We start from the raw sequence: 20,987 nt of genomic DNA on the forward strand, positions 1-20,987 counted from the left end.
GGAACAGAATGAGAGAAAAAGAACATGAGGAATACAATGCTTTGACAAAACGGCTGCTGGAGGAAGGATATATTGCAGAGCACCATCCGGACTATGTAAGGGTTGACGTACCCATGTGGCAGGAAAAGACTCTTGATAATTATGATGGGGGCTTTACCTATAAAAGATGGTGGATATTTGAGCAGACCTTTAAGACGCCCTGCGGCCTGCAGTGCAAAGGGCTCCAGTGCCACAGCAACATGAGTTACATGGGGATTGAGTGGACTTTTGAAAATGATATGGCTACCATCCACTGCCCTTATGAAAAGAAAGAATGTAAGCTGAAACATGAATATCTCCAGGAGCATGGCGTACTCCGTTATGACTGCGAGGTCCATATGACGGAGGAAGAATACTGTTATGAGGGGAGTGTGGAACATATCCTGAAACTGCATGACGATGAGATACGGAGACAGGAGATCAGCTTTGAACTGCAGAAGAAAGGACGTGTCTGCCGGGAGCATATGCGGTTCAACCGGGATACGCTGGAATGGGAGATGAACTATGACCCTTATGACTGCGGACGGAACAGATGTGCAGGGATGTGCCCGGTCCTGGGGCATGAGTTGGATAAGAAAAGGGGGAATGTATTTTATGATGTAAAGATATCCTATCTTAGAAATGACCTGAACGGTACGCTGTTTGAAGGGCAGGTGGACACCCGGATCATCAAAGGGAAAAAGATTTTTGACCATCCGGTGAGCATGGACATCTGTAAGATATGCGCCAGGCTCTGCCAGGACAGGATAAAGGAGAAAGTGCGGAACCATTATTTTACGGAACTGTTTTTCTCCGAATACCACGGCCGGTATTTTTCCTTTGAGATCCAGAACGTCCGTGCAGAGCGCAGGGAAAGCCGGGATCTGATGCAGGACCTGGAGGATATCCGGAACGGAATCCAGATCGTGCATGATTCCGATATGGAAAAACGGGATTCAGAGAATAAACGGGAGAGACGGCGGCAGTCACGGGAGTCCGCAGTCAGGCGCCTGGAAAAGAAACTGTTGGAGAACGGATATGAGAGCCTGGAGGAATACAGCACAGACCGGCGCCATGCAGATAAATGGCTGGGACCAGAGAGGATAGCGGAACTGGAAAATCTGCGTCGGCTAAAAGAAAAGGAGAGAAAAGAGCAGCCAGTACAATTAAGCCTGTTTGATATGGAGGCTTTATACGCAATAGAAAAGATTGTTGGTTGGGACTTGCAATCCTATTTTTCTTTCCAGTATTTTTCATTCGATCACTTATACCATTTCGGTTGTGAAATTCGTAAGCGCTTAATTTAAGGGTGTAACTAAAAAAATCCGGGGCGTTTAGCCCCGGAGCAATTCCGCACATGTAGCTATAATAATGGTCACCTGCATATTTCCTGAACACGGTCCGACCATGGCGCTAGTACAGCATTGCCAAAATAATAATGAATAGACGTTGCTTTTTTATTGTAGTCGGTGCATAATAATTCTATCACTAAAGAATGGATGGGTTATTATGCGAAGGAAAACAATTGATACTATCCCGGTTTTATCTGATGCCATGAAAAACATATTATCTGCTTTTTCAAAAAGCCGCTCCCTTCCGTCAGGACTGGTCAAAAGAGCCAGCATTGTCCTGCTTGCGTCACAGGGGGAACTCAACCAGAATATTGCACCACAGGTCGGGCTTCATTATAATAATGTTGCCACCTGGCGCAGTCGGTTCCTCGCGGCGCTCCCAGCCTTGCGGAGGATTGAAATGGACGACCCGGAAAAGCTTGAAGATGAGATACGGGCAGTCCTGTCCGATAAAAAACGCCCCGGTGCCCCGTCTGTTTTTACGCCGGACCAGATCATGCGGATCATCGGCCTTGCCTGCAGCAGCCCAAATGATTTTGGGTACGAAGTAAGCCAGTGGAGCCTCCCGCTGTTAGTGGCAGAAATTAAAAAGCAGGGGATCGCTGAACAGATTTCTGAGAAATCTGTCAGCCGTTTTTTAAAAATGAGGTAGATTTACATCCCCACAAAATCCGTTACCGGCTTCATTCTTCGGAAAAGACGGAAGCCCCGGAATCTTTTGCGCGGAAAGTAAACGAAATCTGCGGCCTGTACCAGAGTGCCCAGGAACAAAGCCGGGAAGGTGCACACATTGTTTCCACGGATGAAATGACCGGGGTACAAGCGCTGGAACATAAATATCCTGACAAGCTCCCATTACCCGGCCAGTGCGCCAAAATGGAGTTTGAGTATATCCGCCATGGCACGACCAGCCTCATCGGGTTCTTTGATGTTGCAACGGGCCGTATGGAAATGCCGTATTTAAACTCCACACGCACAGAAGAGGATTTTGTGGAAGCCGTGAAAGCATTGGCAGGGACAGACCCGCAAGCCCCATGGACATTTATATGCGATGGCCTAAACACCCATAAGTCGGAAGCCCTTGTCCGCTATGTGGCAGAAGCCTGTGCCCTTGGCGTGGAACTGGGCAAAAAAGGGAAAACAGGGATCCTTAAAAGTATGGAAAGCCGGGCGGATTTCCTGCATGACCCTTCCCACCGGATCCGCTTTGTCTATACTCCGAAACACAGTTCCTGGATGAATCAGATTGAGATATGGTTTGGCATCATTAACCGGAAGCTGCTGAAGCGGAAAAGCTGCCTGTCAATAGAAGAACTGGAAGCAAGCATCCTGCGCTTTATTGAACAATACAATCTTACAGCACACCCATTTAAGTGGACATATGCCGGGATACCATTAGTAATTTAATCACTGATATTTAAGCAATGCTGTACTAGTATGACTCTATTTTAATAAGTTTACATTATTATCCTGAAATGGTATAATACTTATAGACCATTTCAGGAGGTAAAATGATGCCAAAGAGTGCTACGCCTATTTTTCTTTCCAATGATGATAAGTCATATTTAAAGTCCATTCTACAGAAGGGGACTGTTGAAGCCAGAGTCCACAGGAGAGCCAAAATCCTCTTATTAAAATCAGATGGCATGGCAGATGAAGCCATTGCTGACAAACTCGATATTTCGAGACCGACGGTAAAGCTCTGCCTGAAAAAATATATGGAATCAGGCGTGAAAGCTGCCATGGAAGACAGTAAAGGCCGTGGCCGCAGGATTGAAATTACCGATGATGCAAAGGCATGGGTAATCAATATTGCCTGCCAAAAGCCTTCCGCATTCGGCCTCCCGGCAGAGTTATGGTATCCATTGAGCCTTACCCGCTACATCAATTCCGTTGCTGAACAGGAAGGATATCCCCGTATGGCGACAGCATCTGAGTTTTCTATCCGGAAGATACTTAGGAAAGCAATGCTTAATCCCCATAAGGTCACCTATTATTGTGAAAAACGGGATCCTGACTTTGAAAAGAAGATGCATGATGTGCTGGTCATTTACAAACAGGTTGAACTCCGCTTTGATGAAAATGGAAGTTTGATTCCGTTTGCCGGTGATGAAGAGCCGGTACATACATTATCCTATGATGAAAAGCCCGGGATCCAAGCGATTGCCACCACAACCGGGGACAGGCCCCCGGCTGCCAGTACGGAAAAAATGTCCACCGTACAGCGTGATTATGAGTATAAACGTCTGGGGACGCTCTCCCTATTGGCAGCGATTGACCTGTTGACCGGGGAAGCTATCCCACTGGTAAGCAATACTCATAAAAGCAGCGATTTTGTAACATTCCTTAAAATATTGGATGAGAAATACCCAAAAGGGGACAAAATACGGCTTATACTGGATAACCACTCCGCCCATACATCCAGGGAGACACAGGAATATCTGAATACAGTTCCTGGAAGGTTTGAATTTGTGTTCACACCCACACATGGCTCCTGGCTGAATATGGTGGAAGGCTTTTTCAGCAAAATGACCCGCCAGATGTTGTCCGGGATTCGTGTAGGCTCGAAAGAGGAACTAAAGGAACGGATTTTGAAATACTTTGAAGAAATCAATGAGGTTCCCGTCCCCTACAAATGGAAATACCGCTTGGACACGATTGATCTTTCGGAAGAGGATGTGGGCACAATCGTCTATGAAGTTGTAAATGCGAAAGCAGCAAGTCCTGAAAACCAAGGGAAACGTGCGCCCAAAGCACGGACACGTAAGCCAAGAAATCAGATTACTACCAATGCTTAAATTGTAAGCTTATTTAAATCGAGTTATACTAGTTGGACTACAGACAAACTTCTGTATAGATGCAACTGTGAAGTCTGCTTTTGAAAGAGGATATAAAGTTATTGTTCCACAAGGGGCAAATTCAACGTTTGATAACGACTATATGACTGGAGAAATAACCTATAAGTATTACAATGATATGATGTGGCCAAATAGATTTGCTACATGTGTATCTGTTGATGAAGCAATTAAATTGATGGAAAGTTAAGTCGGGATTTATCGATGATGTGCCATTCGTATTTCGCTTCGCTGCATACTCATGACGCGCTGTCGCGCTATGCGTCTGTTCGCATAAATGTGCATTTGTGAGCAAGCTCCCATGCACATTATGCTTCATCCGCGCAAATTCTTTAGGTTAGAATCGATGATGGGGTAAACGAAAAAGCAGTTTTGGCATTCCAGTGAACTGCCCCTTCGTTTACACCATTTTCGATTTGACCTAATTGAACAAAGTGAGCGTCCGGGTAGCTGTTGCTTATGGACTTTCAATCTTTTTTCTTACCCATGATTATACAGGATTTCCCATGCAGAAGCTACAGAAATCAAGTGTTTCCAGATAAATAGGTACGACAACAAAACCTCAAACTTTGAGGCTTCAGAAAACGTATGAAAGAATAAGATTTTAACATCTTTGTGGTATTCGAAGCTGTGGTTTTCCAAGATGACCACCGCAGGATTTACATACACAAATGTTTATCCCATAAAGCTGTTTCAGTATTTCCGGCATCTCCTTATTCCGGAGCTTCGAAAGATACTTTTGGCATCCAAGGAGATTCCGGCATAAAGTGAGCTTCCTGTGTTTGCTGCGGGTACAAAGAAGTCCGTAATGCCGAATCCTGACAAAACGTTTGGGTGGTACATGCATCAGAAAACGCCGTATAAATTCAACACCGGAAAGTGTCAGTTCTTTCCATTGTCCTTTATTCCGGTAATCCTTGACAGAAAAAGTAACATTTTCATCGTCCATACGGATGATACGGTGATTGCTGATGGCAATCCTATGGGTATATTTTCCAAGGTAATCAATCACAGACTGTGCACCGTTAAAAGTTTTCTTGCAGCAAGGAATCCATTCTGTATCATAACAGGAATCCATCAGCTCTTTGAAAGCATAATGATTACGATATTTTTCTGCACTTCCATGGAACTCAAGCTGATCTGTATTCCAGAGATTTTTCAGCTCATCCATATATTTCCCGCGGAAGACTTTAGAGATAGCCCATATGGGAAGAAAAAACCCCGTACCATTGTCTTTCCACTCGTTTTTCGGTGTCAGACCACCGCCAAGCAGTATTGTATGGATATGTGGATGAAAGTTCATTTCAGTTCCCCATGTATGCAGGATGCAGATGTAACCAACAGAAGCGCCAAGGTGCTTTGAGTCAGCAGTCAGTTCACGGATTGTAGCAGAAGCCGCATGATACAGGGTGTCATATAACAGTTTCTGATTATTGTAAATGACTGGGTTCAGAATATCAGGAACTGTAAACACCAGGTGGAAATAAGGTGCATCAAGCACATCCTCCCTGCGTGCATCCATCCACATTTCCTTTGGAACAGCCTGACACATGGGACAGCAACGATTACGGCAGGAGTTGTAGTGGATATGAACTGCACCACAGTCTTCACATACGCTGACGTTTGCACCATAAGCTCCCGTTTTGCAGTTCAGGATGTTCCGGGCAACTTTTGTCTGTTCCGGAGAAGGGAAATACTTTTCGAGGTATGCCGGATAAAAACACCGGAAAATATCCTGGACGGTGGGCTTATTCATAATCAGCACCTTCTTTCCTGTCAAAGGGGCTTTGGATTCCCATGAGAGATTTGTTGCTGACATGAAGATAAACTTCCGTGGATTTTGGGTCACGGTGCCCAAGCAGTGCCTGAATATTTTGCCGTTCTACGCCCTGCTCCATCAGATGAGTTGCAAAGCTATGGCGGAGACAGTGCGGGGACGCTTCCTTTGGAAGTTCAGCATCAGCTACTGCCCGCCGCATTACTTGCTCCAGAGTACTGACTGTCAGGTAATTGCCGGTAAATTTATTAGGAAACAGGATGCCACGTGGACGTCCTTTTTCAAACCAGTATTGTGTAAGGATATCCAGACAACGCTTAGACAGAATGGTATAGCGGTCCATCCTGTTCTTCGTATCCCGGACATGGATCTGCATATTTGAGCGGGAAATGTCATCATAATGAAGATGAATTACTTCAGAAACCCGCATGCCGGAAGAATACATGACTGCAAGCATAGCCTTATATTTGATATCGTCAACAGCGTCTAACAAACGGTCAATTTCATCAGCAGTCAGTACAGTCGGAAGCCTGTGTTCTTGGATCATACGTGGAACTGTGATATCATCCCAAAGGATATGCAGGACATTCCGATAGAAAAAACGGATAGCTGAATTATAAAGGTTCAGAGTTGTGGCTTTTAATCCTTCTTCTTTTTTTGCAAGCAGAAAAGTCCTGACATCCTGACAGGTAAGTTCTTCAGGACACTTGCCCTGATATTTCAGAAAGTAAGAGACATAGTTTTTATAACAGTTGATGGAACGTTCTTTGAGGTTACGGATTTTTCCGGCTTCCTCAAGCTGTTCTAAATATTTTTCATACATAATAAAATCCTCCATATAAAATCAGTAGTCATCAAAAACACTGCTTTATATGGAGGTGCATTTGGGTCATAAAACCGCTTGCCAACCAAGCGGAAGGGTGGTATTCTTTTCATAGGCAGTGGGAAGGTCGATCCTGTTTGATTGTTTGGTTGTGGTGACTTAACAATACTACTTTTAGGACTTGCTTTCCACTGTTTTGTTATAGAAAACAGAAAATCGCTATGCCACAGCCTTGGCAGGCCATCGCGCAGCGATTTTGTTCAATTCCAGTTTGTCCATACCAAAACTAAATAATTGCAACAGACCAAACAGCGGTAAACTTATCACAGATTTACCGCTGTTTTTTTACCCAAAAGCAGACAGCCAAGCCATAAATGACATATCACTATCCCGCACTGTCGGCACTGAACTTGTACCCAATGCCTAACACAGTTTTGAGATAAGTCGGGTTTTTACTGTCCGGCTCAATCTTTTTCCGCAAATTGTATATCACATTCGTAACGCTTGAATGACAGCTATTGCTTTCCATGCTCCAAACAGCTTCAAAAATCTGCGACTGCGTAAATACCCTGTTCGGACTGGAAGCAAGAAAAACAAGCGTACCATACTCAAGACGGGTAAGGCGCACTTCTCTCCTATCCCGCAACACCCTGCGCTGATGTTGCAGTATTTCCAAGCCTTGAAAGGACAATACAGACAAGGAAACAGGTTGTTGTTCCGCTTCAATCTGCAATTCGCCTGCCAAGAGCGAAACCGCCCTCTGAAAGACTGTTTCCTCACTGTCCGAAAACGTCAGCACTATCATTTTTTCCATGTTCATTACCTCTCTTATCCGTTGCATTGATACAACATTTTTTCTGCACTGTTTACCTTTATTTGACAGTAAGCCACAAGTATATATGCCGGAAACCGCACTGTCAATTTCATGCGGATAAGGGAACGACAGCCACTATCAACAGCGGGCGTATGGAGATTACTCTGTATGCCCTCTTTTCATGTAAAGGAGATTTATGTATATGTCAGAAAACAAAAAACAACAGCAGACCAAAGAACGCCGACCGCACCTTGTAAAGACCATAGGCAAAACGACCTACCTTGTGACGTGCCACTTTAGCGAAACGAGCAGGGAAACCTTGCAGGATAAGCTAAAACGCATGATTATAAGGGATATTCAGAGCGGAAATTATTAAATTTCATGTTCACACTTTTTTTGTCTTGACGGCACGGACGATAAAGGAACCCTCCTGCCGGAGATCGGCTCCTTCCTGGAGCGGAAGAAATACCGGATCAAGTGCTTAAACCTGATCAATTTCAAGAAGTCCATGAAATATAACCCTCTGGCGTACATCCGCTCCGAGAAGGATATCTTAAAGCTGGTGAACGCACTGATCCTGAATACGAAAGGTGAAGGGGAAAAGAGTTCCAAAGATTTCTGGGTCAAGGCGGAGCGCCTGTATTACTGTGCCCTGATCGGCTACATCTGGTACGAAGCCCCGGAGGAAGAACGGAATTTCATCACCCTCCTGGACCTTATCAATGCCAGCGAAGCCAGGGAGGACGACGAGGAATACCAAAGCCCGGTGGATATCCTCTTTCAGCAGTTGGAGGAAAAAGACCCGGACCATTTCGCCGTCAAGCAGTACCGCAAATTCAAGATGGCGGCGGGTGTTATATGCTCTAAATGACTTCTTAATCACGAAGTTTTCTCGTGGTTAGTGAAGAACCATTTAGAGCATTTTTCATGCAAGGAGGACAACGCTATGCTGAAAACAAAAATCACCCCGCTGTACGAGCGGCTTTCCCGTGACGATGAATTGCAAGGCGAAAGCAACAGCATTTCCAACCAAGAGTTAATATGTAAAGGGTGGTTTCTGCCATCTAATACATATGACTGCGGCTCATTTGTGGTGAATTGAAAAGCAGTTGTAAGAAAGGAGTCAAAAAAGCCTTATAACCGCTGAAAATCAACACAAAAGGAGCTGATATTCTATGAAATCTCTATTTGAAGAAATGGGCGGTACATATCGTCAAGTGGGTGATTACTTCATCCCAAACCTTGTCTTGCCGGATACCGGCAATTATCAGATTGGCAAATACGGGCGTATGCGCCGCAGTTATCTGAAAGAGCATCATCCAATCCTGTATAACAATTACCTGTTAGAGGGAACGCTGTTCAAGCATCTTGCTGAAATCGACCAAGACTGCAACGAGCGTATGGAAATCGTCGTTTCTGCTATGGCAAAGCAGGAGGGCGTAACCGAAGCACTCAAAGCGGCTGACCAAATGGAATGGGTGCGCCGTATCAATTCCATTCGCAACCGTGCGGAAGAAATTATCTTAACCGAACTTGTATATGCTTAAACGAAATCCCGTTATCGGCTGTGATATGGCTGATAACGGGAGTTTCTGTCGTTAGTCGTTTTTTTCTTCTGTGCTGGCAACAAGACGGTCAAAATCACTTTGATACAGACGATCTTGTATTACACGGTACTGCTCAAATTCACTTTCCGCAAAGGCTTTTGCGATTGCGGCTGTGACTTTACCCTTGTTTTGCAAGACTTCCGCATCGTTGAATTGCAGGAACGCATCCAGTTTGGAAGCCCAATCTGCCATCGTCATGGGAATATGCCGCCGTGCCTGTCTTGTAGCGTAGTCCAGATACATCGTGACGATCTCGTTAAGTTCCTGCATTTCACCCTTAGATAAGTAATTCTTTGCAATCGACACATCTGCTTTGACAATTTTCCCATCGGGTGCATTACGCCATGAGGTCAATCCCATATGTTCTTTTGTGTGGTCTGCTCTTGCTACAATGACTTCCGCTGCGGTATTTCCGTGAACGGCATAGTGCATCTTATTCTGTACTGTCGCAAAGAAATCTTTTGTGATTTGGCTATCAAGGGAATAATCAACGGCAGTAGCATAGATGTCTGTAATCTTTTGATAGAAACGGCGCTCACTGGCTCGAATCTCCTGTATCTCAGAAATTAAGTGGTCAAAATAATCCTCGTCGAAAATTTGACCGTTAATCAATCTGCTCTTATCTAAAACATACCCTTGCTTCGCAAAGGTATCCAGCACTTTTGTTGCCCATTGCCGGAATTGTGTTGCCCTACCAGAGTTGACACGGTAGCCAACGGCAATTATGGCAGATAGCGAATAAAACTTATATTGATAGGTTTTTCCGTTATCCGCAACTTGTGCAAAATTTGCACAAGTTGAATCTTCAGATAATTCGCCGCTTTCATAGATATTTTTCAAATGTTTTGTGACAACGCTTCTGTCTACATCGAAAAGCTGGCCAATCGCTTTTTGTGTCAGCCATACATCGTGATCCTGCACACGGACTTCAATGCCGTCTTCGTGGGCATCCTTGGTAAATACAAGAAAATCCACAGTGCTGTTTCGGATCTGCAATTTTGTGTTCTTGTTCTCAGCCATTATGTATCACCCTCCAATCATTCCTTATCGGGATTGTTTTTCTTTGCTCTGCTCTTATAAACATTATGCTTATTCTTGCACTGAGGGCTGCAAAATACGGCGCTTGGTCTGCTTGCGACAAAGGCTTTGGTACAGTGCTTGCAAAGCTTAATCGGATTTTCGCTGTCGGTCAGCATGAAACTGAACATCATCTGTACGCCCAGCAGCAGGGAATGAAAGTCCCAGATAATGGTCGGCTTATCCAGTAGGGCGATGTGGTAGGTCGGTGCTATGCCGCCGAAAGCCGCCATGCTCTGCTGCATCATCTGCCGGGTTTCATCGTTCAGCGTATCATAATCCTCGTAGTAGAGGAAGCTGTTGATATAGGTAAACGCCCAGTCGATGAACTGCTGCTTCATCCAGTCATACCGCTCCGCATATTCTCGCTGAAAGCTCATGTTGACCGCCATCGGCTTATCCGTCATGGTCAAAGCCAGTGCCATCATCACCCGGCCATTCTGGATATTCCACATGGACTCGATACCACGCTTGATCACATCCAGCTTATCAAAGGGAAAGAACAGCGCCAGATAGTTTTCGGTGGACATGGTTTCTTCTTTGATAAAGTGGTTTTTCGGCAGGTACACCGCCTCATATTCCATAAAGTTTGGCGTGGTAGGCAACGCAGTCATCAGTCCAAACAAGCCGTATTTTACCGCAAATTGCTGGATGCCCTTCTGGATTTCGGCATCCGGCTTCTTGCTCATACCCATCCGCCCGATATTGATCGCGTCCAGTACAATCCGCTGATACTCTGCGAGCGGATCATAGATACTCGGCTGCGCAGTTTCTGTCGGCGTGAGGTACAGAGTTCCGTCCTCTGCCGCCCTCCATTCGTATTCGCTGTATCGCACCCAATTAGAGCTGGTGCGTTCAAAAAGGTTCTTCATATACAAAACCCTCCGCTATATATTGTAACCCGAATAACTCCGATTTATATTATCCATTATACGATTTCTTTTCCCCGGAATCAATCTCCATTCCAGATTCTTCTAAAAAATCTTTCTCCAATATGGTCATTGGCTGCTGCTTTTCTGCCTTATCCAAAAGTGCGGGGAGCAGCTTTTTTCGTATCTTTCCCAGCATCGTGCCACGCATCTTGCGGATGTTCCGGTCGCTTTGCTTCCGTATTTTGGCGATCCGGGTGGAGCTGAACAGCCGGACGGCGCAGAGAAACAGCAGCTCCTTGTGTTCCTCATTCAATTCCCAGAGGATTCTGGAAAGGTATTCTTCCGTCACAAGCTCGTGTATATCGTAAGGGCAGTAGAAAATGGCGTCGATAAAATCCCCTTTGCGGAGCTGCTTTTCCAGTACATCGTTCAGCGTATCCGGGAAAAAGAGTTCATTGACAGACGCACCGTAATCGAGAGGAACATCATCGCCGCTTCTGCTGAGTTCGTGATAGCGTTCCCGGCGCTCCCGGTTAGCGTCCAGCCTGTCCCACCAGGCAATCACATTTTCAAAATCCCGCTGTGTTCTGGCGGAATCCTCCAATCGTGCAAGGGCTTCTGCCCGCAGTTCTCGTTTGAGCTTCTTGCGCTCCGGTTCTTCCTTGTCGGTATCGTCCTCAAAGGGATGTTCCTTGGCTTCGGCTTCCAGTTCTTCGATGAGCTGTTCTTCTTTTGCGATCTGCCGCCGGGCTTGTTCGAATAATTCGGTTTCTTCGGTATCCGTATCATTGTCAGCAAGAACAGCTTGTTTCTTTCGCTTCCTTCGTTTCTTTTCGGGAAGATCGTCAGCGGATTCTTCTTCCTCATCGTCCCAAAGGGCGTTTTCATCTTCTTCGTCATCGGCTATGTAATCGGAATCGTCCGCTTCATATTCATCTTCATAGTCGATATCTTCTTCATAAAGACCGTCATTATCATATCGTTCGGGATCGTCGAACACCGCAGACATCTCCCTTCAAAAATATTTTCGAAAATTTCTTGGATTCTCCGTAAAAACAGTTCCGCTAAGTACCCCGTATTTCTCCTATTAGTGAGGATGTAATCTATTTTGTCTATTATAAGATTACTCTCGACACTAAATGAAAGGAGGAAAACGCCTATGTCAAACAACGATCGTGAGCTGACGGGTAGGGAGAAACAGTGGATCAAAAAGCTGGTCACTTCCCTCTGCGCCAACTACGACAAAGAGTACGGCTGCCTGCCGCTGGACTGTGACTGTCCAATGTTTGGTATCTGCTTTACCAACAGCGCACTATGTAGATATTTCCGCAAATCTGTCCTGCCGGAAGATGCAGAGTTGGAAGCCGTATTCACGCAAACACCGACCACTCATTGCAAACAATGCGGCAAGCCGTTCCCAACTGACGGGAAACGGGTGTACTGCTCACAGCACTGTGCCGAAGAAGCTTGCCGCAGGCAGACCGCAGCACGGGTGCGTAAGTATCGGGAGAAACAACAACAGATGTAACGCTTTTGCCCTCGGAAAGCCTTGTGCCGCAAGGCTTTTTTGAGGGTATTTCTGCATTGGCAGGGTGTTAATACCTTTTGCTCGATTTTAACCATGCAAATGGTTACACTTTGCCGGAACCAAACCTATTATACGAAAAAACCATGAACTTTTCAACACGGAGGTAACTGCCTATGGCAAAAAACGAGAACAGTAATTTTTCTTATATGATTCGCCGCATTGGCGGCACCACCTATAAAGTTAAAGTAGTATTCAGCGATACAGAGAAGGAAACGATGGAGGATAAAATTTTACGGATGATTCGCAATGAAACGGTTACAACTGGCGGAACTTGTGGTATAATGGATTCACCACAAATGAGCCGGCAGTCTGAAAGGAGCGCATCATGAGCGTAAAACAGACTGAAGGAAAAATCACAGCTTTATATGAAAGACTATCCCGTGATGATGACCAGACCGGAGATAGCAACAGCATTGTTAATCAGAAAAAATACCTCGAAAGCTATGCCCATCAGAGAGGTTATACAAACTGTCAGCACTATACGGATGACGGTTGGAGTGGAGGGAATTTTGAGCGCACTGCGTGGAAACAGCTCATTGCAGACATTGAAGCGGGCAAAGTCGCCCATGTCATTGTAAAAGATATGAGCAGGGCGGGGCGTGACTATCTGCAAACAGGCTTTTACACGGAGGTGTTCTTCCGTCAGCATCATGTTCACTTTGTAGCGATCGCCAACAGCGTGGACAGCGACGACCAGAACAGCAATGAGTTTGCCCCGTTCCTTAATATTATGAACGAGTGGTATCTTCGTGATCTGAGCCGCAAGCAGAAAACAGCGATCCGTGTGAAATGCGAATCGGGCAAGCCTACTACAAACTGCGCCATTTATGGCTACAAGAAAATGCCGGGTGATAAGTACAGTTGGTATATCGACGAGGAAGCAGCTGCGGTTGTCCGCCGTATTTTCCGGCTGACCATCGAGGGCAACGGTCCCTATGACATCGCCCGTATCCTCTATGATGATAAGGTGGAAACCCCTGCGGTCTATGCCGCAATGCAGGGGCGTGGCGTCTGGAAAAGCAAAGAGGAATTTCCCAACCCATATAACTGGAGCGGCTATATCGTCGGGCAGATTCTCTCCAAGCCGGAGTATATGGGGCATACGGTAAACTTCCGTTCCCACAAGCAGTCCTACAAGGACAAAAACCCGGTTATGAATCCGCAGGAGGACTGGCTGATCTTTGAAGATACCCACGAAGCCATCGTGGATAAGGAAACCTGGGAGCTTGCGCAGAAGCTCCGCAAGACGCCACGGCGGCACGACACTCTGGGCGAAGCCAATCCCTTGACGGGGCTTCTGTTCTGTGCGGACTGCGGAGCGAAGATGACCAATCACCGTTCCAGAGGCGGTACGGAGAACAATCCTTATCCCTCTGATTTTTACGATTGCTCCACCTACACGCTGGCGCATCAAAAGCGCACCCACGCTTGCAGCGGTCACTATATCCGGACAAAAGCGGTCAGAGAGCTTGTTCTGGAAACCATCCGGACAGCCAGCACCTTTGCCATCGCCAATCAGGATGAGTTTATGAAAAAGGTGCGTTCTGCCTCTCAGATCCGGCAGGCAGAAGCGGCAAAGGAAACCGAGCGGAAACTGAACAGGGAGAAAAAGAGGATTGCAGAGCTGGATACCATTATCAAAAAGCTCTATGAGTCCTTCGCTATCGGACGCATAACCGACGAACGCTTTGATACCCTGCTTGCCGAATATGAGGCGGAACAGAAATCCCTTACCGCCTCCGTATCAGACGCAGAATCGCATCTGTCCTCTTTTGAGGAAGATACCGGACGTGCAGCGCAGTTCCTTGCGCTGGCGAAGAAGTACACCGACTTTTCTGAACTGACCACCCCGATGATCAATGAATTTATTGACAAAATCATTGTCCACGCCCCGGAAAAGATTGACGGGGTTCGGGTGCAGGAGGTTGAGATTTGACAGAAATTTATCGGACGGTTTAAACTGCCCGAACCGGAGCTAACACCGGAGGAGATCAAGCGGCAGGAACAGCTTCGCAGACACCGCATCAAGAGCCGGGAGCGCTACCAGCAGATGAAAGCCGGGGAACACACTGTTGGACAGCCGTTCAAACTGATCTGTAAATGCTGCGGTAAGGAGTTTGAATCCAAGCGGTCCAATACTTTGTTCTGCGGCCCCAACTGCCGGGCAAAATTCTACCGGCAGGAAGCGGCGGAAAACCGAAAGCGGGAATGCGTCTGTGAGAACTGCGGCATGACCTTTACCACAACGAGATCGGATGTCAAGTTCTGCTGTGACGAGTGCCGGTATGCGGCGCAGATCAAACGGTAGGGCGCACGAAAGAAAGCCTTGCGGGAGACAAAGCACGAACCGGCATTGCCGGATAAAGAACAGAAAGCAGCATAACGATAATGGAAGCGGATTGATGTAGGTCGATCCGCTTCTTTTTTTCAAGTCCCCAACTTGGGAACTTACCAATAACGATCGCCGCAAAGCGGCAGAAAGGAAACTCTATGAATTTTATGAACAACTGCAACAGCACCAATCCCATTATCATCGGTATCGACCATGGCTACGGCAACATCAAGACCGCCCACTGCTGCTTCAAGACGGGCGTTGCCGCCTACGACAAAGAGCCAACCTTCAAAAGCAATCTGCTTGTCTATAAGGACAGATACTATCTCATCGGTGAGGAACACAAGGAATTTATCTCCGACAAAATGACAGACAGCGACTATTATATTCTCACCCTTGCCGCTGTTGCCCGTGAGCTGAATATCCGCAAGCAGACCTCTGCCCGTGTCCACCTTGCGGCGGGACTTCCTCTGACCTGGGTGAGCGAACAGAAGGACAGCTTCAAAGAATATCTCCTGCAAAACGACAGTGCCGGCTTTACTTTTCGAGGCATTGACTATCACGTTGAATTTGCGGGTGCGGATATTTTTCCGCAGGGCTTTTCTGCGGTTGCAGACAAGCTCCGTGAGTTCAAGGGCATCAATATGCTCTGCGATATTGGCAACGGCACGATGAATGTCATGTATATCAATGAGTGCCGCCCTCTTGCGAAAAAGTGCTTTACCGAAAAGTACGGCACCAACCAATGTACGCTTGCCGTGCGTGAAAATCTGATGAAGCAGTTTGGCGTATCGGTGGATGAAAGCGTCCTTGAGCGTGTCATCCGTCACGGTACGGCAGACATCAGCCAGCGTTATCTGACCGCCATCCGTGATACCGCAGCCGAGTATGCAGAGGGCATCTTCCGCAGACTGCGTGAGCATGAATACGATCCTGAACTGATGCGCCTGTATGTGGTAGGCGGCGGAAGCTGTATTCTCAAAAACTTCGGCAGATATGACAAAGACCGTGTTATCATCAACGATGATATTTGCGCTACCGCAAAGGGCTATGAACTGCTTGCCGAGCAGAAGCAGAGCAGAAAAGGCGGTATCGTATGAAGCAGATCTACACGACCACTCTGCGCCTAAACCTTGCAGACGAGGATGACCGCCGAGCCTACGAGCATTTGCAGAGAATGGACAAAAAGCAGTATCGATCTTACAGCAAGGCGATTGTTTCCGCCATCATTGACCATTTTGAACGGCAGGCACGGCTTGAAAGTGACCCGTATCTGGAAACCCGTGAAAAAGAGGATGCTTTTCTCAAACGGATAACAGAAGCCATTGAACAGGGCTTGCGGTTTGCGCCCGTCGGTATGCTCCCGTTCACAACGCCTGCCGCCGTTGAAGCTCCGTCTGCCGAGGATGACGAGAACATTTCGGCGGCATTGGACTTCGCTGACAGCTTCTGATACTACGATTGCCCTCGTTTGGTATTACTGCAATACCAAACGGGGGCATTTTTGATGCTACAACGATTTTTAGAAAAAGCGTGATACCAAATAGACAGATAATTAGTGTCACGCTGCTATCAAACAACCAACTTTTTACTACCACAGGAGGATTTTCTATGACCACAGACGAGAAAAAATTATTGCAAACCAAGCACAGATTGGAAGAAGCCGAGATGCGTGACCGTCAAAAGGAGCGAAAAGCGAGGACACGGCGGCTGATACAGGAAGGTGCAATTTTAGAAAAGGTCTATCCGGCTGCGGCTGGGATGGACTTGACAAAGCTGGAGGATTTTCTATATTGGGCATTACGATGAAGCATTTTGAAGCGTTCCGGGCAACCGGGGCGCTTCTCTTTTTCCCGAAAGGGCCCGAAAGGGCGCATTATCCGAGATTTTCAATTATCCGAGGAAATTCATAAAAAGTCCCATTCGTAAAGGCTTTCAAGAAGATTTCCTCGGATAATGTAAGCGCTATTTCAGGAAGTCGGGCAACGGATTCTCCTTTTTCTGATTAGCATGAGTTTCCTTTTGATGGGAAAACCATTTCTCGTTCCAATCCCGGATATGCCTGTTCACTGCTCCCTGTGAAAGTTCAGCGTACCGTTCCGTTGTGGAAATCGAGGAATGTCCGAGGAAATTTTTGATTGCCACAATCGGAACACCGGCCTCTAACATATGTGTGGCGGTTGTGTGCCTCATGGTATGCGGGGTATAGCTTTTCTCCAAAAACATTCCCGGATGCTCTGCCCTTGCGATGGCGATATATTTTTTGTAAATCTCCTCAATGCAGGAAATAGTCATCTGTGGATGTGTCTGGCTGGAAAAGATATAGGCTTCCAACTGTCCGGCATGGCCTGTTTCCTCCAGATACCGTTTCAGGAGAATTCCACTGGGTTTGGCAAGCACAATCCGGCGTGCCTTGTTCCCTTTTCCTGTGACCGTCAGCTTATAAAGGTTTTTCTCCACAAAAAAGTCCCTGACTTTCAGGTCGCAGATTTCCTGCGCCCTCGCACCGCTGGCATACATCAGGTTTAAAAGAACCTGGTCACGCAGTCCCAGACGTTTTTCGGGATCAGGGAGCCGGAGCAGGGCTGACACCTCATCAAGGTAAAAGGCAATCCTTGGCTGTACGGATTGCTTTTTTGCAGGAATTCTCCTGACTGCGTTGGCAAACACCGTCGCAGCTTCAAAATTTCTGTTCTGTGCATAAGCGGCAAAAGAGGAAAGTGCCGACAGCCGGAGGTTCCTTGTAGACACGGAGCAGCCCCGTTCTGTCTCAATCCATTTCAGGAACCCATCAACTGTCTCAAAATCCAGATCCCGGAACCGGATCTCACCAGCCTCTTTCTTTTTCGTCTGGTAAACATACTGGAACAGAAGCCGGAAAGAATGTTTGTATGACCTGACGGTGTTCTGGGAAAGCCCTGATGAGAGCGGCATGTATTCCGTAAAAAACTGCTCCAGGAGAAGCATGAATTCAGGGAGTTTATTTTTCCTCACAGGCCACCTCCGTGAATACGCCGACGGCATACTCCTCAAACAGCCCCGAATATTCAGGGAACATGTCCCCGCTGAATTTCAGGTATTTCTCCGTCTCGTCCATGTCATGGTGCCCAAGATAGACAGATAAAAATGGCACGGAATCGTCTGCCGGACGCCCATTCTTCTCAGCCCGCGCAAAGGAATGAATGGCGAAATAATGGCGGAAGCAGTGGAGGCACTGGCCTCTGGAATGGGGTTTCCCAGGTACATACAGGCCGGTTTCCCGCAAAAGGTTCCTGAACCGTAAATCAAAAGTCCCTTTGCTGACGGCAGCCCCCTCGTTTCTGGATGCCGGGAACAGGTAGCTTTCCGGGTCTGTCCTGATGCCCATTGCAATGCAGTACCTTTCCAGAATCTGCGTCAGGGTCTGGTCCATCGGGACGGCACGCTGCTTGTCATTTTTTGCATGGCGGATCAGGATGGTCCCGGCATGGAAATTCACATCCTTTACTTTGGCGGCAAGCGGCTCGCCCAACCGGAACCCGCACCCAAGGAGCATCCGCAGCAGCATACAGAACTCCATGTCCGTCTGGCGGGTTTTCGGGTCTGGATGCCTGTCAGCCCATTTGTCAGCACCTTCCAGAAGCGTCTGTATCTCATCGTCTGAAAAGATGTACGGGACATAGCTGTCTGATGTTTTGGGGCAGTCAGGCATGAAAACACAGTATCCCTCATACCGGAGATACCGCAGGAATTTGCGGAGATAACTCACCTTGTCGCTGACCGTTTTTGGGGCGTTTGCCTGATGGAGCGCCCTGATCCATTGGTTGATAAACGTTTCCGATATCTCTTTGGCATTTTCTCCTGCCAGCAGTGAATCGAATGAAAGCAATACTCTGTGCGTATTCCGCAAGGTATCCTTGCTGATTGTCCCTTGGCTGATTTCAATATATTCTGCAAGCTCATTTTTGAAAATGGATTGAAATTCTTTCATGACAGGCCCCACCTCCCCTCCAGGAATGCGGCAAAGATGCCCGTCGCCTCCATGACCGGGAGTGCATACCCACGGAGCTGTTCCAGATCAAGTCTGGCATAGGAGCGGATGGCGTTCTGGTCTGTATGCCCAAGGGTTTTTCTTACTGCTTCATAAGGGATGTTGTCATTGACCATGGAGCTTGCAAGGGATGAACGAAAAGCATGTGCTCCCTGTCCAGTCCTGCCTTATACAGTTCATCATATGCCTTATCCTGTTCTTTCAGAGTGGCGCGGTAATGCCTGTTTTTTTCGGCGGCTCTGTCCAATACTTTGTATGTCCTAAGTCTTCAATGTCATTTAGTTAACTTTTTGTAAAAGAAAGAATGTTTCTTTAAAATAGAGATCTGACGTTCCAAACGGATAGATTGAAGAGAAGGATATAGGGATTATTTATCAGAAGTAGTTTTGTAAATATTTTACCGCAAGGCAAACAAGCAGATTTACATCTGCTTCAAAAAAGGGTATTATAGATATTGATGAAACTGTTACTTATGCTGCTCGATATATAAAATATCGAGGTTTTCGGAAGTGTGCCGTTTGGAGTCGTGGATACTGTCGATCATTCCGTATCGGAATCAGCTCTTTTGTCAGCAGGGACATCACATCTATGGAGTCTTTCTCTGTGTTCGGACGGAGAAAGACTCTACAAATATGAGCAGCCATACTGAAATTTACTTTGTATTCATATTTCGTGTTTCCCTTTTCTATAATTGCATGATTGATTAGTGTTTCTGTTATGTTGTAAGCGATTAACTTTGCCCAAATTTCCTGTTTGATATATTCTGGTTTGTAGGCATGGAAGTTACTCAATCCGACCGTATATTTCAGCTTACGGAAAGACCCCTCAATGGCCCATCTGGCATAGTATAGAAGTTTTATTTGTTCCGACGGGAATTCATCTGAAGGCAGATTAGTGACGATGCATTCATAAGAATCATCCGATATCGGAAACCGTACGATTCTAAAAGATAAATCGTAGGTATCCAAGGAACCATATGCAACGTAATCAAACGATGCAGCCGCATCCACAAAGCGTTTGTAATAACCTTCTTTAATCGATATCTTCTTTTTATGACTGCGAACCAGAGTTACATTTACCTGAATATCAAAGGAGTCTGCATCTGGAAACTCAAAATTTCCAACAAGTCCTTTGGAATGGATATCTTTGGTGCGAAATAAAAAATACTGGCCTTTTTCCTTCACATGTGCCATGTTGTTGTAAGAACAATAGCCCCTGTCACCGATAAAAACATCTTTTGTACCAGTCAGTAAATCGTGGCGGTCGACTATTTCACAGAAAGCACTAAATTCATCTTTCTGATGGATCGGCTGGATCAGCGCATCGGAATAAGTGTGCTTCTGTAAGTCGTAAAAAGCATTCAGATGCATACTGTAAAAGCCCTTTATTGAATGTCCTTCAGAGACATGATACTCTTCTGGGGCGAAAGCAGGTTTACTGAAAAAGGTAAAGGTGGAGCCATCTGCAGCAAGAAAGCGGTAGCGTAGCTTTTTTTGGTCATAAAAAGAAGCAAAATGGTTAAAATGCCGAAATACAGCTTCCAGGGCATCCGGGCTAAGCTTTGCGCGTTGCTGGTTGAGTGCCGAAGCAGTTGGCGACTGTGGATCCATGTCGAAGAAGTCCAGCAATTCATTTTTTGTGCTGGAGGAGCCTTGGGAAACAAGGAAAGTGATAAGCTTATCGGCGGGGAACTTCCTGTTCCTTGTCAGATCGGTGTCCGAATAGGTAAATTCGGAGATTACGGATGAAACAAGATGGACGGAATGGGAAAAGCATTGTTTAATTTTTTGATGGAACATTGTGTGTACCTCCTTGAATTAGAATGAATTTATGATTCTAATC

At 46.4% G+C, this 20,987-nt stretch carries 24 protein-coding genes and 2 pseudogenes; 16 read left to right on the plus strand and 10 right to left on the minus strand.

The window, feature by feature from the left end; all coding sequences use genetic code 11:
* The first annotated feature begins 8 nt into the window (after positions 1–8).
* The 5 genes from LA360_RS18075 to LA360_RS31475 all read left to right on the plus strand — a co-directional run bounded on the left by LA360_RS18075 (position 9) and on the right by LA360_RS31475 (position 4,415).
* On the plus strand, positions 9–1,325 hold the full coding sequence (locus LA360_RS18075) for a hypothetical protein (RefSeq protein ID WP_225537605.1): 1,317 nt from the start codon (positions 9–11) through the stop codon (positions 1,323–1,325).
* 202 nt (positions 1,326–1,527) lie between these two features.
* On the plus strand, positions 1,528–2,022 hold the full coding sequence (locus tag LA360_RS18080; RefSeq protein WP_112481453.1) for a helix-turn-helix domain-containing protein: 495 nt from the start codon (positions 1,528–1,530) through the stop codon (positions 2,020–2,022).
* A 137-nt stretch (positions 2,023–2,159) separates the two neighbouring features.
* Positions 2,160–2,777, plus strand: a complete 618-nt coding sequence (locus tag LA360_RS18085; protein ID WP_225537783.1) for a transposase — start codon at positions 2,160–2,162, stop codon at positions 2,775–2,777.
* 107 nt (positions 2,778–2,884) lie between these two features.
* A complete protein-coding gene (locus LA360_RS18090) occupies positions 2,885–4,168 on the plus strand; it encodes an IS630 family transposase (RefSeq protein WP_057573261.1) in 1,284 nt (427 codons plus the stop codon).
* A 25-nt stretch (positions 4,169–4,193) separates the two neighbouring features.
* Entirely contained in the window at positions 4,194–4,415 is a 222-nt protein-coding gene (locus LA360_RS31475; RefSeq protein WP_081031271.1) for an isochorismatase family protein, read from the plus strand.
* 414 nt (positions 4,416–4,829) lie between these two features.
* On the opposite strand, the gene LA360_RS18100 is transcribed toward LA360_RS31475, so the two are convergent.
* From LA360_RS18100 to LA360_RS18110, 3 genes are all read right to left on the minus strand, one after another.
* Complete coding sequence (locus LA360_RS18100) at positions 4,830–5,981, minus strand: IS91 family transposase (RefSeq protein WP_057573010.1); 1,152 nt, start codon at positions 5,979–5,981, stop codon at positions 4,830–4,832.
* Complete coding sequence (locus LA360_RS18105; protein ID WP_112481455.1) at positions 5,974–6,825, minus strand: tyrosine-type recombinase/integrase; 852 nt, start codon at positions 6,823–6,825, stop codon at positions 5,974–5,976. The genes LA360_RS18100 and LA360_RS18105 overlap by 8 nt, the downstream gene beginning before the upstream one ends.
* A 385-nt stretch (positions 6,826–7,210) precedes the next feature.
* Positions 7,211–7,639, minus strand: a complete 429-nt coding sequence (locus LA360_RS18110) for a winged helix-turn-helix domain-containing protein (protein ID WP_170321168.1) — start codon at positions 7,637–7,639, stop codon at positions 7,211–7,213.
* A gap of 202 nt (positions 7,640–7,841) precedes the next feature.
* Between LA360_RS18110 and LA360_RS18115 the strand changes: the two genes are divergently transcribed.
* The 4 genes and pseudogenes from LA360_RS18115 to LA360_RS18130 all read left to right on the plus strand — a co-directional run bounded on the left by LA360_RS18115 (position 7,842) and on the right by LA360_RS18130 (position 9,186).
* Positions 7,842–8,015, plus strand: coding sequence for a transposon-encoded TnpW family protein (locus LA360_RS18115; RefSeq protein ID WP_330411082.1), 174 nt, complete (start codon positions 7,842–7,844; stop codon positions 8,013–8,015).
* Positions 8,016–8,048: 33 nt separating this feature from the next.
* Positions 8,049–8,492: pseudogene (locus LA360_RS18120) on the plus strand (type IV secretory system conjugative DNA transfer family protein); the annotation flags it as partial.
* Between the two features lie 93 nt (positions 8,493–8,585).
* A complete protein-coding gene (locus tag LA360_RS18125) occupies positions 8,586–8,741 on the plus strand; it encodes a hypothetical protein (protein ID WP_166433540.1) in 156 nt (51 codons plus the stop codon).
* Between the two features lie 73 nt (positions 8,742–8,814).
* On the plus strand, positions 8,815–9,186 hold the full coding sequence (locus LA360_RS18130; protein WP_057573006.1) for a TnpV protein: 372 nt from the start codon (positions 8,815–8,817) through the stop codon (positions 9,184–9,186).
* A 51-nt stretch (positions 9,187–9,237) separates the two neighbouring features.
* On the opposite strand, the gene LA360_RS18135 is transcribed toward LA360_RS18130, so the two are convergent.
* Genes LA360_RS18135 through LA360_RS18145 form a run of 3 tightly spaced genes read right to left on the minus strand, consistent with a single transcriptional unit; the run spans position 9,238 to position 12,195 of the window.
* On the minus strand, positions 9,238–10,266 hold the full coding sequence (locus LA360_RS18135) for a virulence RhuM family protein (protein ID WP_057573005.1): 1,029 nt from the start codon (positions 10,264–10,266) through the stop codon (positions 9,238–9,240).
* Positions 10,267–10,283: 17 nt separating this feature from the next.
* The gene (locus tag LA360_RS18140; RefSeq protein ID WP_112481457.1) at positions 10,284–11,195 is read right to left on the minus strand and encodes a hypothetical protein; all 912 of its coding nucleotides are present in this window, start codon (positions 11,193–11,195) and stop codon (positions 10,284–10,286) included.
* 49 nt (positions 11,196–11,244) lie between these two features.
* Positions 11,245–12,195 carry a hypothetical protein gene (locus tag LA360_RS18145; RefSeq protein ID WP_057573003.1) on the minus strand — a complete coding sequence of 317 codons (951 nt, stop codon included), beginning with the start codon at positions 12,193–12,195 and terminating at the stop codon, positions 11,245–11,247.
* Between the two features lie 159 nt (positions 12,196–12,354).
* Between LA360_RS18145 and LA360_RS18150 the strand changes: the two genes are divergently transcribed.
* The 7 genes from LA360_RS18150 (at position 12,355) to LA360_RS18175 (ending at position 16,924) form a co-directional block, all read left to right on the plus strand.
* On the plus strand, positions 12,355–12,723 hold the full coding sequence (locus LA360_RS18150; protein WP_089776162.1) for a cysteine-rich VLP protein: 369 nt from the start codon (positions 12,355–12,357) through the stop codon (positions 12,721–12,723).
* Between the two features lie 173 nt (positions 12,724–12,896).
* Positions 12,897–13,112 carry a transposon-encoded TnpW family protein gene (locus LA360_RS18155; protein ID WP_021633033.1) on the plus strand — a complete coding sequence of 72 codons (216 nt, stop codon included), beginning with the start codon at positions 12,897–12,899 and terminating at the stop codon, positions 13,110–13,112.
* Positions 13,109–14,719: a recombinase family protein gene (locus LA360_RS18160; protein WP_330411083.1), complete on the plus strand. Its 1,611-nt coding sequence runs from the start codon at positions 13,109–13,111 to the stop codon at positions 14,717–14,719. The genes LA360_RS18155 and LA360_RS18160 overlap by 4 nt, the downstream gene beginning before the upstream one ends.
* Positions 14,720–14,833: 114 nt before the next feature.
* Entirely contained in the window at positions 14,834–15,091 is a 258-nt protein-coding gene (locus LA360_RS32180) for a hypothetical protein (RefSeq protein ID WP_330411084.1), read from the plus strand.
* A 182-nt stretch (positions 15,092–15,273) separates the two neighbouring features.
* Positions 15,274–16,215, plus strand: a complete 942-nt coding sequence (locus LA360_RS18165) for a ParM/StbA family protein (protein ID WP_112481458.1) — start codon at positions 15,274–15,276, stop codon at positions 16,213–16,215.
* Positions 16,212–16,568 (plus strand): hypothetical protein, encoded by a 357-nt coding sequence (locus tag LA360_RS18170; RefSeq protein WP_089776159.1) that lies wholly within the window; start codon positions 16,212–16,214, stop codon positions 16,566–16,568. The genes LA360_RS18165 and LA360_RS18170 overlap by 4 nt, the downstream gene beginning before the upstream one ends.
* A 158-nt stretch (positions 16,569–16,726) precedes the next feature.
* Positions 16,727–16,924 carry a DUF3847 domain-containing protein gene (locus LA360_RS18175; protein ID WP_057573001.1) on the plus strand — a complete coding sequence of 66 codons (198 nt, stop codon included), beginning with the start codon at positions 16,727–16,729 and terminating at the stop codon, positions 16,922–16,924.
* 156 nt (positions 16,925–17,080) lie between these two features.
* Here LA360_RS18175 and LA360_RS18180 read toward each other — a convergent pair whose 3' ends face one another.
* From LA360_RS18180 to LA360_RS18195, 4 genes and pseudogenes are all read right to left on the minus strand, one after another.
* On the minus strand, positions 17,081–18,109 hold the full coding sequence (locus LA360_RS18180) for a tyrosine-type recombinase/integrase (protein WP_112481459.1): 1,029 nt from the start codon (positions 18,107–18,109) through the stop codon (positions 17,081–17,083).
* Positions 18,096–19,085, minus strand: coding sequence for a tyrosine-type recombinase/integrase (locus tag LA360_RS18185; RefSeq protein ID WP_057572797.1), 990 nt, complete (start codon positions 19,083–19,085; stop codon positions 18,096–18,098). The genes LA360_RS18180 and LA360_RS18185 overlap by 14 nt, the downstream gene beginning before the upstream one ends.
* A pseudogene (locus LA360_RS18190) lies at positions 19,082–19,282 on the minus strand (tyrosine-type recombinase/integrase); the annotation flags it as partial. The gene LA360_RS18185 and the pseudogene LA360_RS18190, both read right to left, overlap by 4 nt.
* 333 nt (positions 19,283–19,615) lie before the next feature.
* On the minus strand, positions 19,616–20,944 hold the full coding sequence (locus LA360_RS18195) for an IS4 family transposase (protein ID WP_112481460.1): 1,329 nt from the start codon (positions 20,942–20,944) through the stop codon (positions 19,616–19,618).
* Between the last annotated feature and the right edge of the window lie 43 nt (positions 20,945–20,987).

Source organism: Enterocloster clostridioformis, assembly GCF_020297485.1.
Taxonomy (GTDB): Bacteria; Bacillota; Clostridia; order Lachnospirales; family Lachnospiraceae; genus Enterocloster; species Enterocloster clostridioformis.

Bases quoted from the DNA above. Each gene is read 5' to 3' on its own strand.
- LA360_RS18155 (WP_021633033.1), top strand. From the start codon at position 12,897: ATGGCAAAAAACGAGAACAGTAATTTTTCTTATATGATTCGCCGCATT.
- LA360_RS18185 (WP_057572797.1), bottom strand. From the start codon at position 19,085: ATGAAAGAATTTCAATCCATTTTCAAAAATGAGCTTGCAGAATATATT.
- LA360_RS18075 (WP_225537605.1), top strand. From the start codon at position 9: ATGAGAGAAAAAGAACATGAGGAATACAATGCTTTGACAAAACGGCTG.
- LA360_RS18195 (WP_112481460.1), bottom strand. From the start codon at position 20,944: ATGTTCCATCAAAAAATTAAACAATGCTTTTCCCATTCCGTCCATCTT.
- LA360_RS18125 (WP_166433540.1), top strand. From the start codon at position 8,586: ATGCTGAAAACAAAAATCACCCCGCTGTACGAGCGGCTTTCCCGTGAC.
- LA360_RS18130 (WP_057573006.1), top strand. From the start codon at position 8,815: ATGAAATCTCTATTTGAAGAAATGGGCGGTACATATCGTCAAGTGGGT.
- LA360_RS32180 (WP_330411084.1), top strand. From the start codon at position 14,834: ATGAAAGCCGGGGAACACACTGTTGGACAGCCGTTCAAACTGATCTGT.
- LA360_RS18140 (WP_112481457.1), bottom strand. From the start codon at position 11,195: ATGAAGAACCTTTTTGAACGCACCAGCTCTAATTGGGTGCGATACAGC.
- LA360_RS18090 (WP_057573261.1), top strand. From the start codon at position 2,885: ATGCCAAAGAGTGCTACGCCTATTTTTCTTTCCAATGATGATAAGTCA.
- LA360_RS18160 (WP_330411083.1), top strand. From the start codon at position 13,109: ATGAGCGTAAAACAGACTGAAGGAAAAATCACAGCTTTATATGAAAGA.
- LA360_RS18105 (WP_112481455.1), bottom strand. From the start codon at position 6,825: ATGTATGAAAAATATTTAGAACAGCTTGAGGAAGCCGGAAAAATCCGT.
- LA360_RS18135 (WP_057573005.1), bottom strand. From the start codon at position 10,266: ATGGCTGAGAACAAGAACACAAAATTGCAGATCCGAAACAGCACTGTG.
- LA360_RS18080 (WP_112481453.1), top strand. From the start codon at position 1,528: ATGCGAAGGAAAACAATTGATACTATCCCGGTTTTATCTGATGCCATG.
- LA360_RS18175 (WP_057573001.1), top strand. From the start codon at position 16,727: ATGACCACAGACGAGAAAAAATTATTGCAAACCAAGCACAGATTGGAA.
- LA360_RS18150 (WP_089776162.1), top strand. From the start codon at position 12,355: ATGTCAAACAACGATCGTGAGCTGACGGGTAGGGAGAAACAGTGGATC.
- LA360_RS18170 (WP_089776159.1), top strand. From the start codon at position 16,212: ATGAAGCAGATCTACACGACCACTCTGCGCCTAAACCTTGCAGACGAG.
- LA360_RS18100 (WP_057573010.1), bottom strand. From the start codon at position 5,981: ATGAATAAGCCCACCGTCCAGGATATTTTCCGGTGTTTTTATCCGGCA.
- LA360_RS18115 (WP_330411082.1), top strand. From the start codon at position 7,842: ATGTCAGAAAACAAAAAACAACAGCAGACCAAAGAACGCCGACCGCAC.
- LA360_RS18165 (WP_112481458.1), top strand. From the start codon at position 15,274: ATGAATTTTATGAACAACTGCAACAGCACCAATCCCATTATCATCGGT.
- LA360_RS18110 (WP_170321168.1), bottom strand. From the start codon at position 7,639: ATGGAAAAAATGATAGTGCTGACGTTTTCGGACAGTGAGGAAACAGTC.